At 40.9% G+C, this 12327-nt stretch carries 11 protein-coding genes and 1 tRNA gene; 3 read left to right on the forward strand and 9 right to left on the reverse strand.

Translation table 11 applies throughout. The features are described from left to right. Nucleotides 1–29: 29 nt before the first annotated feature. The 9 genes from JXQ92_RS02275 to JXQ92_RS02315 form a co-directional block, all read right to left on the reverse strand. Entirely contained in the window at nt 30–2876 is a 2847-nt protein-coding gene (locus JXQ92_RS02275) for a FlgD immunoglobulin-like domain containing protein (RefSeq protein WP_421984951.1), read from the reverse strand. 33 nt (nt 2877–2909) lie between these two features. Continuing rightward, nucleotides 2910–3482 carry an NUDIX hydrolase gene (locus JXQ92_RS02280; RefSeq protein ID WP_421984952.1) on the reverse strand — a complete coding sequence of 191 codons (573 nt, stop codon included), beginning with the start codon at nt 3480–3482 and terminating at the stop codon, nt 2910–2912. Next, entirely contained in the window at nt 3472–3840 is a 369-nt protein-coding gene (locus tag JXQ92_RS02285) for a carboxypeptidase-like regulatory domain-containing protein (protein ID WP_421984953.1), read from the reverse strand. Before JXQ92_RS02285 ends, JXQ92_RS02280 begins: the two co-directional genes overlap by 11 nt. Further along, nucleotides 3840–4430: a hypothetical protein gene (locus tag JXQ92_RS02290; RefSeq protein WP_421984954.1), complete on the reverse strand. Its 591-nt coding sequence runs from the start codon at nt 4428–4430 to the stop codon at nt 3840–3842. The genes JXQ92_RS02285 and JXQ92_RS02290 overlap by 1 nt, the downstream gene beginning before the upstream one ends. 36 nt (nt 4431–4466) lie before the next feature. Beyond that, the gene (locus JXQ92_RS02295) at nt 4467–6401 is read right to left on the reverse strand and encodes a RecQ family ATP-dependent DNA helicase (protein WP_421984955.1); all 1935 of its coding nucleotides are present in this window, start codon (nt 6399–6401) and stop codon (nt 4467–4469) included. Between the two features lie 14 nt (nt 6402–6415). After that, nucleotides 6416–7195, reverse strand: a complete 780-nt coding sequence (locus tag JXQ92_RS02300) for an enoyl-CoA hydratase/isomerase family protein (RefSeq protein WP_421984956.1) — start codon at nt 7193–7195, stop codon at nt 6416–6418. Further along, nucleotides 7177–9249 carry a ComEC/Rec2 family competence protein gene (locus JXQ92_RS02305; RefSeq protein WP_421984957.1) on the reverse strand — a complete coding sequence of 691 codons (2073 nt, stop codon included), beginning with the start codon at nt 9247–9249 and terminating at the stop codon, nt 7177–7179. Before JXQ92_RS02305 ends, JXQ92_RS02300 begins: the two co-directional genes overlap by 19 nt. A gap of 95 nt (nt 9250–9344) precedes the next feature. Next, entirely contained in the window at nt 9345–9782 is a 438-nt protein-coding gene (locus tag JXQ92_RS02310) for a GNAT family N-acetyltransferase (protein WP_421984958.1), read from the reverse strand. Further along, nucleotides 9760–10722, reverse strand: a complete 963-nt coding sequence (locus tag JXQ92_RS02315) for a PhoH family protein (protein ID WP_421984959.1) — start codon at nt 10720–10722, stop codon at nt 9760–9762. Before JXQ92_RS02315 ends, JXQ92_RS02310 begins: the two co-directional genes overlap by 23 nt. Nucleotides 10723–10810: 88 nt before the next feature. Here JXQ92_RS02315 and JXQ92_RS02320 point away from each other — a divergent pair, with 88 nt between their 5' ends. The 3 genes from JXQ92_RS02320 to JXQ92_RS02330 all read left to right on the forward strand — a co-directional run bounded on the left by JXQ92_RS02320 (nt 10811) and on the right by JXQ92_RS02330 (nt 12068). Next, nucleotides 10811–11578: an SAM hydrolase/SAM-dependent halogenase family protein gene (locus JXQ92_RS02320; RefSeq protein WP_421984960.1), complete on the forward strand. Its 768-nt coding sequence runs from the start codon at nt 10811–10813 to the stop codon at nt 11576–11578. Beyond that, nucleotides 11568–11864 carry a putative quinol monooxygenase gene (locus JXQ92_RS02325; RefSeq protein WP_421984961.1) on the forward strand — a complete coding sequence of 99 codons (297 nt, stop codon included), beginning with the start codon at nt 11568–11570 and terminating at the stop codon, nt 11862–11864. The genes JXQ92_RS02320 and JXQ92_RS02325 overlap by 11 nt, the downstream gene beginning before the upstream one ends. 122 nt (nt 11865–11986) lie before the next feature. Then, nucleotides 11987–12068 (forward strand) — tRNA-Leu (locus JXQ92_RS02330). Nucleotides 12069–12327 lie beyond the last annotated feature (259 nt).

The raw sequence follows: 12327 nt of genomic DNA on the forward strand, positions 1-12327 counted from the left end.
AAGCAAGGATGTTAGACCTGAAAGGCTTATTATCTACTTAGAATAACACGGCGAACTGTATTCTCATTTTGATAGGTGATTCTAATTAAATAGACGCCATTCTGCACTGGGTTTCCTAGAGTATTTGTTCCGTCCCAGAAAAAATCATTCTCCCCAATAAAACCTAAACCACCTGAAATACTTCTGATTTGATTTCCTGCCGAATCATAAATTCTAATCAATAAAAGATTCGTTTCCGGTAGGTTCACATTAATCGTAACAAGGTCAGAAAACGGGTTTGGATAAACATTTGTTAATTCGAAGCCAGCCGAACCGTCAATAGGTTCTTGTGGCACTACATTTCCAATTGTAGACGTAAACATGCCTCTACCATGTGTTGCGGCTACTACTTTTCCATCTACCCGCCTATAATCAATCATGTTCACCACGGCATTACCGATGTCATCAGATCCTTCGATCGCCCAATTTGTAGCCTGCCCATTCATAGTTGTGGTTCCGTAAAGCCCTGTACTTGTAGCTGCATAGTATAGTTTAGTACCATCATTTTGAGGCACAATGGTAACCCACCTTACAGAAGGGCCATTTCCTTCCCCTGAAGGATTCTCTTCCAATGATCCTGAAACATCTTCAAAAGTGGCTCCACCATCAGTTGACCTGAAAATACTTGGTACCTCGTAGTTAGAAAATGATACTAGGATTTCATCGGCATTCACAGGGTCAATCGCTATAGACCTTATAAATCCATCTGTTGGAAATGCATTATCCGTAATTTCTTCTACTTCATAAACGTCAGTATTTGCTCCCGTCATTTTAAAAAATCTCCCAGTAGATGTTCCATAGTAAACTATATTTTCTGGTGTGGTTGATACTTGTACGGCCGAGATAACACCTTCATTTATCTCCGTTTTCTCTAATCTTGACCAGTTCACCGAAGTTGTACCTAGTGATCCTGTCAAAATCTGTGAGAGATTCCTATTTCTCCATAGAAAGTCACCTCCTGCCAAAAACATTCTATTCGCATTATTAGGATCCAAAACAAATGGGTTGATGAATAAATAGGGTTGAGAAGGATCTGATCCTCCACCTGTAGGGTCGACTCGTGCGAAGGAGGTCAATTCGAAATTCTCATCAAGTGTAAGTCTGAAAATTCTCGAATTCTGAAAGGAGAGGTAATAGAAAACGCCAATCGGTGTTGTGGCTGCAAAACCGCCATCTCCTGATATTACACGCGTTCCGTTCTCTCCTGTTGTGAAGAGGGTGTTTTGCGTTAACAGCGTTCCATTGTCTTGGGTACCTCCTATCACAAAATCATCTGAAGGAAACTTACTGAACACTCCGGTAAAAAACTGTGTAGTCACGTAACCCGTGTTCAGTGGGGTATACTCCACAGTTTCAGCCAAGTTGTCCTCCGTTATAAAGACGCCCCCATCATTGAATGAAATCATTTTATTGGGGTCAGAAGGAATAAAAAGAACTCCATGCTGATCGGGGTGATGATTGGGGTAAATACCAGCACCATCATCCTCTGGATCATACCCTCCTATCCATTGCGTATCTCTTCTTGTAGAAAAAGCGTTAGTCGATCGGTATAGATTAGTTCCTCCTATATAAACAACATCAGGATTCGTAGGGTGCACACTTACTAGCATGTTGAATGAACTTTGCGAATCAAAAGCTTCAATATCATTACTTCCATCAGGTACATTGGGAGATAATCGTATGGACTGAAAAGTATTGAGGTTGAAGCGCCAAAGCCCCATATCTACAACTTGATCTGCCAAAGCGTAAATTATTTCTGGTGATGAAGGCGAAGAGCCCAGTTCAATTCGACGTGTGTTTGTAGCCGAAAAGTCGATAATTCTGGTCCAAGTAACCCCATCTACAGAAGAATAGACACCCGCATCTGGAGAACCTATACCCGTATTATTTGTAGCGCTACTCAGGGAAGCTAGGAAAACTCCATCCGAAGTTCTATGAATATCGGTATAGAAAATGGCAGACACATCATTCAAATCAGCGTCTAATGGAAAAGAAAGCAAGTCGTTGCCGAGCACGGTCGTCCATGTTTCACCACCATCAGTGGAGCGAACTATTCCTCCATAAATGGCTGCAAGCACTTCATCGTCAGTGCCATTTGGGTTGGTCGTAATATCCCAAACATATTGAAAAGGCGAATTGAAGAGGCCAGGAGAATTTGTCTGGGTTGAAGTCAGAGGTTGCCAAGTCACACCATTGTCAACTGATTTAAAGATACCATCACCTCGAAATGGAGCACCGGGCGCTCTAGAAGAGTTACCAATCAACTCGCCCGTACCGTAATACCATATGTCTTCCTGACCTGGTTTTATGTTTTGTGTTAATGCTGTTACGCTTTGAATTTCTTCAGTTGTAGAAGACCTTACCCAGCTTGATCCTTGGTTATTGGAGCGGAACATACCCCCTGAAACGCCACCTGCCAGTAACATATTCTCATCTCTAACATCCATGCCCACTGCGCGAGTTCTACCACCAAAGTTGCCTGGCCCCACATGGCTCCAGTTCAATGCACTAGTAGCACGGGCGGAAGTAGTAGCATTACCATCATTTACACCTGTTGGAGTACTATTGAATCGTTGCTTTTGAGCGGTTGCGAAATTGAGTTCTTTCGATCGAATATTAACTGGAATTTCGCCAGTTTTAGGATTGACCAACATAGCCTCATTATATTCAGACCTTGATTGCAGATCTTCTCTACCTTCAATTTCAGCCTTTGACTGTACGAATTTTACTACCTCTTCGGTATCTTCCTGATTTGGTAATATCGCCAGAGTGGTGGCGACTAATACATAAAGAAAAACTGATGCCAGTAGATAGTTTTGCAGTCTCAATTTCTTCATAAGGTCAAATATAACGCGTCAGTTGTGATCAACTTAGATCATAACTGATAATCCCTTTGTTAGTTCTTTAGTTTTCTCAATCATTCTCAAAATCGAGTCATTCCCGTTACATAACGTGGGAATTTCTGACAGTGACACCCAAGCTACATCTTTAGATTCATGATTGAACTTAATTTCTTCATCTCTATCTGCCATAAATAAGAACCGCACATCGAAGTGCTCATGTTCTGGAACGTCTTTTCTTTTGGGAATGGTATGAATATCTATATCGAATATTTCATTCGAGTGTACTTTAAAATTGGATAGGCCCGATTCTTCGGTCAACTCTTTTTTGGCCACGCGCAACAAATCTTCGTCACCATCGGCATGCCCTCCCAATTGCAACCAGCGATCAAGCTTGGTATGGTGTGTAAGAATAGCCTCGTTATAACCTTGGTGAACAACCCAAGCCGAAGCTGTGAAATGCGCTTTAAGCGAACTTCTTAAAAAGCAATCGGAAGCTTCTAAAAGTTCTAGCATGCGTTGCTTAAAAACTAACTCGGGTTTATAGTCCGATTGGTATTCATTAAGTGCTGTAATTAAGCTTTGCCTAGTGCTAGATGCCATCTGAGATAACAATATTTGCCTTATTTACCTTTCCTTTAACTAGTTTACTCACAATTTCTCCTCCGCCAGCATTGTCCTTATCACCTTTTCGCACTATCACGTAATAGGATTTAGTATCGAGTTTTTTAAAGGTTGCTTTACCTTTACTATCAGTTAGTTTAAAAGGCTGCACAGGATTAACTTCTTTATTATAATCTGCCTCGGTGGCATAAAGCGTAACTTTGGCATCGGGCACCACATTTCCTAATTCGTCTACCACGGTAATCTTAAGTTTTGTTGAAAAAACTTGTGCTTCAGCATCGTTTGAAATGGATATTGTTGAGAAAGCGATTAGGCTCAATAATATTAATCTTTTCATTATTTCTCTGGTTTGAATAATAGTTCTATAAGTTCTGAAAATGGCTTTGCTTCTGTATACTGTCTGTCTTGATAAATGTTGGCCATTAGTTTTAAATAGTTTGGCTTTCGATCTATCTCCACTTTTTCTATCAGAATGTTTCCGTATTTCTGATTAGCAATTCCCATACCGCCTTCTTCTGTGTTTGGCTTTAAGTACCATTTCTCAATGGTTTCCTCATAAGTATCTTTGTCTAGAATTCGCCTATCAGCTTGGGCTAATTTATAACCAAGCGTAAGGCCACGTTCTTTTAGATAATCAAAAACGAATTGAAAATTCTCCGGCGTGAATTCCTCGTTGAAAGTGATGGCAAAACCATTAGAATATTGAGATTCTAACAAATGGACTTCCATGGCAGAAAGAATGCCTTTCTTTTTCAGGTAATAACCTCTTTCTACATCTGCTATGATTGTCTCAAAATCAGGTGACTTTTCCCACGCGGCATAAGCCTCAACTTCCCGATCGGAACGCGTTAAAACTTCATGTATAAATGCAGATTTCGGGCTTTGCTTCCCAAATAATTTCCCTACCACATTGTCGAAAAAACCCATTATTCAAAGATAAGGATTCTACCTTCTGATGGAAGCCTAATGTTTAGTTCTAGAAAGAATTATGTTGTTCAAATCGTCATAGTGAAGGTCTCCATGATCGAGCATTTCTGAAAGTAGGTTGAAAAAGACTTCCTTGTTACTCGGCACCAGCGACCGAACGAGCTTCTCTTCGTCTATGGCTTGATTTAAACCAAGGAAATTGATGATTTGGTCTCGATAAAGTTTCTTGAACTTTTCGTCATCCTTGTGCTTCACACGATTCAGACAGTTATCACAAATGCCACAGGTTTTATAATCTAACTCACCGAAATAGTTCAGCAGCATTTGTGTTCTACAGTCATCTTCCTGATGAACATAATCAATCACTGCTTCCATTTTAGCCAGCTTGAGCTTTCGCTTTGCAGCTAATGCGGCCTGATCTAGAGGCAATTGATCAGCTGACTGTTTCGGCATAAGAAAAGTAAGCTGAGGCTGATCTTTATGTGCTTGATAGTCGATTACACTCCTTTCTTGCAAGGCGTTTAAAGTATGCCGAACAGCGTCAGTTGAGGTTCCCAGGAGCGCTGCCAAATTACTTTCTTGAACCTGTATACTTTCTTGGTAAATTTCTCCGCCGTAGAGTCTTAACAGTGCTTTAATGATAGGTTCGAATGCTGAGTTTGCGATCTGAAACTCATACATTTTCCGTTGGTCAAGCAGAAAAGCTACTCTAGCAGGGCTATAGAAAGCTTCAGTAAGATGCACCAGCCCTTGTTCTTGCAACACCTTTACGGCATTAAAAACCTCCAGTGGATGCCTATCGAATCGCTTCGCAAATTCTTGAAAGTCAAAATTGAAGCTGGACTCTGGAAAACTACCATTCGCCAATTGAAAGTAATTCCCTAGCATTTGATAGACATTTTTCAATAGCTCAATGCTGGGAAGTGACTGCTCGGTTTTTACCCTTAAATCTTCAATATCTTTATGATTGCAGATGGCCAACGCAAAAGCCTTCTTTTCATCTCTACCAGCCCTGCCTGCTTCTTGATAATATGACTCTAAGTTATCTGGCAAATCCATGTGCGCTACCAAACGAACGTCAGGCTTATCAATACCCATTCCAAAGGCATTGGTAGAAACGATTACGCGCGTTCGGTTGTGCAACCAATTTTCTTGTTTTTGATTTCGTTCTTCATGAGTTAACCCTGCATGATAAAAGTCTGCAGAAACTCCATTTCTCATAAGCTCAGCAGCTACCTCTTTGGCATGTCGGCGAGTGGCCACATAAACTACCGATGAGCCGCCTACTCGGTTGATAGCTTCTAAAAGTTTTCGCTCTTTATGTTCTTCGAAACGTACCGAATAAGAGAGGTTTTCTCTGGCAAAGCTTTTTGTAAATACTTTCGGCTGTTTAAATTCTAATTTCTCTTGAATGTCTTTTCTAACTCTCGGTGTCGCCGTGGCGGTTAAAGCGATCACTGGTACCTCAGGAAGCAACTCTCGAATGGCTGAAATTTCAAGGTAAGCAGGTCTAAAATCATAACCCCACTGAGAAATACAATGGGCCTCGTCAACAGCAATTAATCCAATGCCGCGTTTCTCTTGAACTCTTTTTATGCGCGCCTTGAACAGTTCCGTTTTCAATCTTTCTGGTGAGCAATAGAGGAATTGAAGGTCTGAATTTACGGCATTATCCAAGGCGTGATCAATCTCTCGTTTTGACTGACCGGCATGTAAGGCAATGGCAGAAATACCACGTTTGTTCAATTGATTTACCTGGTCTTTCATTAAGGCAATCAAAGGTGATATAACGATGCACAAGCCCTCAGCAATAAGGCCTGGAATTTGAAAACAAATGGATTTACCACCACCCGTAGGTAAAAGGGCAAGTGTATCTTGACTTTCCAAAACCGATTCAATGATATCCTGCTGTAGTGGTCTGAATTGATCAAACCCCCAATACTGTTTTAAGACATCAATAGGGTGGTTCATATTGTAATTCTACTTTACCAAGTCGGTTTTTCTTTGTTTAAAAAGGCACCAATTCCTTTTTGACAATCTTCCGACGCTCTGGCCTTGGCATTTTGAGCCGCGGCAAAATCTAGTCCCGCTTCTAAGCTCATTTCTTGCACACTGGCAATCATTTGTTTCGTGTAAGTCATCGATTGGCCAGAGTTCTTTTTCACAAGGCGATCGGCAAATTCTTGTACTGCTTGATCTAATAAATCTGCCTCCACAACATTATTAATCAAGCCCATAGAAACAGCCCTTTCAGCATCAATCAATTCACCAGAAAGCAACAATTCTTTCGATTTTCCCTCGCCAATTTTTCGAAGTAAGAACACCATTACAATCGCCGGTATAAATCCGATTCGGACTTCGGTATAACCAAACATGGCTTTCGGAACCGTGAATGAGTAATCGCACACCGTTGCTAGGCCACTTCCTCCTGCTATCGCATGCCCTTGAATCTTGGCAATTACTACTTTCGGGTGGGTATAGATTTGATGAAATAACTCTTTTAAGTGACTCGAATCTTCTAGGTTTTCTTCGTAAGTATTTTTTTGAAGAGACTGCAAGTAAGCGAGGTCAGCCCCCGCACAAAAAGCATCTCCTTCCGCAGCCAGCACAATCACCTTAGCTTCCGCATCATTTGCAGCCTCAGTAAACGCGTTTTTCAATTCAGTGACCACTTGTGCGTTCAAAGCATTCCTCTTTTCCGGTCTATTTAAAGTAATGGTCGCTATCCGATCATTTACCTTATACTTTACATACTGCTGTTCCATCTTTCCCTATAATAGCCATTTTGTCGAACTGAATGAAAATCGATTTTAGCCTCGATCAGTTGCCTGGATAATTGCTTATCTACAAACCAACTATTGGTTGAATCGATAACGAGGTTTTTATAAATGATTTTCTCTTCAAGTTGAGATATATCTCTCAACGCATTTCTTCCTAAAATTAAACAATCAACCTCAATTGGTTGCTCAGGATTAAAGTCATCGGCAATTTCTTTATCTAAATGCAACAAGATTAATCCATCGAAATAAAATAGTTGCCCTAGGGGTGATTGAATCGACTCTACCTCCAAGTCATCATTCACAATATTTTGAGCACCGCCGGATAGCAAACGCATGGGATATAAATTGAATTTTTGCTGATCAATATCCGATTGAAAGCTCGAATCTGAAATCAGTTTTGTTTGAAAACCACTTCGAAAATCAATAGCACTAACATTCGTCACACTTAAAATGGAAAATGCTCTAGAATTGGAGTAAACTTGATAATGGCTCAGTTGAGAAGCGCTGAATACAACGGCAAGGAAAAATGCTGCTTTCAAATAAACGAACCGTTTTTTAACAAAGAAAAGAGCCAGCCCAATCAATAGTCCATAGATTAAAAATGTATCGAGACCCGTAAGATAAATTCCCTCGATGGTACTTCCTGACCACTGGCTAATATTTAGAATTACAGCATTGACGACTAAAATAATCTTGATTAAAAGCCAAGCGATAGGGGCGGCTAGACTTGAGAGAACTGAAAACAATAAAACAGCCAAACCCATTAACAAAATGATGAATGCCGCAGGTATCACCACCAAGTTTGATACTAGAAAATAGGTAGGAAACTGATGAAAGTAAAGCATGGACAAGGGAGCTGTAGCGATTTGTGCGGCTATAGACACGCTGGTAATTGCCCAAATCTTCTCTATTAGAAAGTTCTTAGGCTTGAGCAAATCATACAATTTAGGCTGTAGGTAGACGATTCCAAATACGGCGATATAAGATAATTGGAAGCCAACATTTACGATTAGGTACGGATTGTAAATCAGTAATGCCAGTGCTGATGCGGCCAGTATATTATAAATGCTACTGTTTCTAGAAAGTGCCTTACCGATGGCGACAAAGGAAAACATTGTAACCGCCCTGAGTACAGATGGCGAAAGCCCCGTCAAAAAAGCATACACCCAAAGCGTAAGAATACAAATAATTGAAAGTGTCCAGCGGTACTTCCTTTGGGAAAGGCCTAGTCGTTTCAAGACCATGAAGATAAGGGCATAGATAATCCCCACATGTAAACCCGAAACCGCCAAGACATGCATGGCTCCCGTAGCTGAAAAAGCCTTAAGTGTTTCTTCTTGTAAGCCATCTTTTGCCCCCAAAACCAAAGCCAAGGTGACTCCTTGGGCATATTCATCTTTTATATACTTTTTTATACTTGCGATGGACCGAGCCCGCAATTTAAAGGCTGCCTTCATAACAAGGCTAGGAGGCTTTTGACCGATAAGACTAAAATTATCCCCTATGAAATGCTGATAATCTATCAATTGATAAGACAGGTATTGGCGATAGTCGAATTGGCCAGGGTTTACTGGGCCAGCTACAAGGTTTGGCCGACCTGTTACCCATAAAAGATCTCCATATGCCAATGAACTGCCTTTTTCTGGGCTAACATAAGCGCTAACACGATCAGATGTTGCGTGCCACATTTTTCCATCCCATAGGGCATAAACCTCAATCGTGCATTGAATAGTTTTGGCTTTCTCTTCTGGCGCATTAATAATCACGCCCTTATAAGCCGCCACATCATTTAGACGAAAGTCTTTTACATGATCATTTGCTGGATCGCCTTTAAATAAGTGTAGCCTCCATGCACCCAGTCCAAAAAGAATAATCAAGCTTAAAGTACTCAGCAGAACCTGCTTAGCATAAGTGCGCTTTCGAGAAGTAAGGAAATAGGTGATAAATAAGAGTAGAATAACCGACCATGGGATAAGAGAAAGACCATCGAGATAATGATAGGCTAAAATCCCCAAGACAAAACTTAGGGTGATTCTCAAAAACGGGTTTTTAGAAAAAACCATTATTAATATAATATTTGATTTAAAATATTATATTAAATCCAATTAAAAAACTTATAACCGATTTAAACGGACTAGGCTTCTAAGGTTTTTTCCATTTTAAAATGTTGAATGCCAGCCTCTTCAAATTGCTCGCCTACTTTTTCAAAGTTGTATCGTGCATACAAAGGCATGGCGTCTAATTGGGCATGTAGGTACAACAGCGTGCCAGGTTTGAAAGTGGTAGATATTTGACTCAATGCAGTTTGCACGAGTCTCTTACCCGTACCCTTACCTCTATACTCACTTAGCACTGCAAAACGTTCTAGTTTCACGCCCTTTTCGGTAGTTCTATACCGACTGGTGCCAATTGGCTTTCCGTTCGTATAGGCTATAAAGTGCACAGACTCTTCGTCGAATCCATCAAACTCTTCATCAACTGGGCAATCCTGTTCATCAACAAAAACAGTTGTCCGAATGGCGAAGGCTTGTTCTAGCTCTTCTTTATTTTCAATCTTTTTTACGCGTATCACTTTTTTCGAGGTCTTTATCGTATGCTTTTATTATTTCTTTTACCAGCGGATGCCTTACCACATCCCTAGTTGTTAGTTCAACGGTGGCAACGCCTTTAACGTTTTTCAGGAGCCCGACAGATTCTGATAAACCTGACTTTTGATGTCGTGGTAAATCTACTTGGGAGCGATCACCGGTAACGATCACCTTAGAGCTAGGGCCCATCCTTGTCAAGAACATCTTCATTTGCATCGATGTTGTATTCTGCGCTTCATCTAGCAATACGAAAGCATTATTGAGTGTTCTACCCCGCATATAAGCCAAAGGTGCAATTTCAACTACACCACCTTCCTGATAACTTTTCAGTTTTTCGGCAGGAATCATATCACTGAGGGCGTCGTAAATGGGCATTAAGTAAGGATCGATCTTTTCTTGAAGATCACCTGGCAGAAACCCAAGGTTTTCCCCTGCTTCTACCGCCGGTCGGGTGATGATAATTTTTTGTACTTCCTTATTCTTTAGGGCCCTTACAGCTAAGGCTACAGAAACATATGTTTTTCCCGAACCCGCAGGCCCGATGGCAAAAACCAAATCATTCTTTTCAACCGCCTTTACTAAGGTCCGCTGATTGGCCGTTTTTGGTTTAATTCCTGAACCGCGTGCGCCGTAAACCAACGTTTCGTCAGATTCTTCCAAAACATAATCCGATTCGCGCTTTACGTAAGCACGAACATTTTCATGCGTAATTTTACCATACTTATGAAAATGCTGCATCAAACTTTGGATGATGTCGTTGACTTGGATTATCTCCGATGCATTGCCCTTAATGAGGATTTCGTTTCCTCTAGACACTATTTTACTCTTAGGGAATGCTGATGCTATTTCCTTAATATTTCGATTTCCTACGCCGAGGAAATCGACCATTGCCATGTTCTCGAGTGTGATTAACTTTTCGACCAAAGGTATGAAGGTGTTTTAGTAATTGTCTTAGCTTAAAAAATCGATAATTTTACCGCATCTAAATTATAGAAAAACGCTTTAGTCGCCTATGCCTCTTATCACTTTCATTTCAGATTTTGGCCAAAGCGATCATTATGTGGCATTTACGAAAGCCAGAATCTTACGCGAACATCCGGAAGCCCAGATAATTGACATCAGTCATGACGTAAAACCCTTCAATTTGGCACACATTGCTTTTGTGCTCAAATCTGTTTTTCGTGAATTCCCTGCCGGAACTATCCATTTAATAGGAAACGATGCCGATAGTCAAAAGGCACAATCCTATATCATTGCCCAAATTGAAGAACACATTTTCATCGGTGCCAACAATGGGGTAATGAGTCTGATTAGCGATAAGCCACCTGAAGCCATCTACCAATTAGAGATTGGAATTGCTGAAGGCTTCAAAGAATTACCGTCAATAGCCGCTAAACTCGCTAAGCATATTTCACCAGAGACCTTAGGTTCGCCAACTGATCAGTTCAATGAGTACATGCCTAGAAAGGCGCGTGCTACGAAAAAAGAAATAGCCGGTCATGTCATTCATACCGACCATTATGGCAACTTAATTACCAATATTGAAAAAACCGATTTCGATATTTTAAGTGCCAACCGTGCGTATACCATTGTATTTGGTAGGGATATAGCCCATCAGGTAAACCGATCGATCCCAGAAGTAGATCCCGGTGAAGTATTCTTTATTTTCAATAGCAATGGCCAATTGATGTTGGGCATTAACCAAGGGCATGGTGGCCAGTTACTGGGCCTTAGCTACGACAGCCCTATCAGTATAAAATTCGAAGTCGATGCTCATTAGAATTGTTAGAATGACTTTTAGGCCTGAAGAGCGGCAAAATTTCCTAGATCTTTTCGATGAGAATAAATCTAAAATCAGGCATTTCCCGGGCTGTTCTCACTTGGAGCTTTTAGAAGATTTCAACGACCCCAATAGCTTTTCTACCTATAGTTATTGGAATGAAGAATCAGATTTGAACGCTTATAGGCATTCAGAATTATTTGCAGCAGTATGGGCAAATACCAAAAGTAAATTCGCCGCTAAACCGATCGCTTTTTCTCTCAAAAATTACATCAAGGTTGATTGACGTTTTCGTTGATTTGCTTGTTGGATAATCAAAAATCTTTATCCATTTTTGCACTCCCAATTCAAACAGCCCAGGTGGCGGTCCCGAACCTTCGGGAGGTAGACCGTAACTGATGGCAAACAGCCCAGGTGGCGGAATTGGTAGACGCGTTGGTCTCAAACACCAATGTCTTCGGACGTGCCGGTTCGACTCCGGCCCTGGGTACAAAATGAACGAAGCTCCACATTGTGGGGCTTTTTTCGTTTACAGGCTTGTAGTGAGAACACCAAGAAGGGCGAAGAGCATTCTTTGAGGATGGAAGAAATACAACCTCCTTTAGATAAAATGAAGTTCAATGGTTAGCTTTAGTAATGAGCGTTATACCCGAGAATTATGTTGGCTAACGCTTACTTATATTAGACTATATAAAATATAACGCTCACTTTTATAAGCGTTATACAACGTTGGGATTAATGCCCCGCGA

The sequence above is a fragment of the Roseivirga sp. genome, assembly GCF_049099775.1.
Lineage (GTDB): Bacteria > Bacteroidota > Bacteroidia > Cytophagales > Cyclobacteriaceae > Roseivirga.

What these genes read in the sequence shown, in the direction of transcription:
- JXQ92_RS02275 (WP_421984951.1), bottom strand. Translation starts at nt 2,876, where the DNA reads ATGAAGAAATTGAGACTGCAAAACTATCTACTGGCATCAGTTTTTCTT.
- JXQ92_RS02280 (WP_421984952.1), bottom strand. Translation starts at nt 3,482, where the DNA reads ATGGCATCTAGCACTAGGCAAAGCTTAATTACAGCACTTAATGAATAC.
- JXQ92_RS02285 (WP_421984953.1), bottom strand. Translation starts at nt 3,840, where the DNA reads ATGAAAAGATTAATATTATTGAGCCTAATCGCTTTCTCAACAATATCC.
- JXQ92_RS02290 (WP_421984954.1), bottom strand. Translation starts at nt 4,430, where the DNA reads ATGGGTTTTTTCGACAATGTGGTAGGGAAATTATTTGGGAAGCAAAGC.
- JXQ92_RS02295 (WP_421984955.1), bottom strand. Translation starts at nt 6,401, where the DNA reads ATGAACCACCCTATTGATGTCTTAAAACAGTATTGGGGGTTTGATCAA.
- JXQ92_RS02300 (WP_421984956.1), bottom strand. Translation starts at nt 7,195, where the DNA reads ATGGAACAGCAGTATGTAAAGTATAAGGTAAATGATCGGATAGCGACC.
- JXQ92_RS02320 (WP_421984960.1), top strand. Translation starts at nt 10,811, where the DNA reads ATGCCTCTTATCACTTTCATTTCAGATTTTGGCCAAAGCGATCATTAT.
- JXQ92_RS02325 (WP_421984961.1), top strand. Translation starts at nt 11,568, where the DNA reads ATGCTCATTAGAATTGTTAGAATGACTTTTAGGCCTGAAGAGCGGCAA.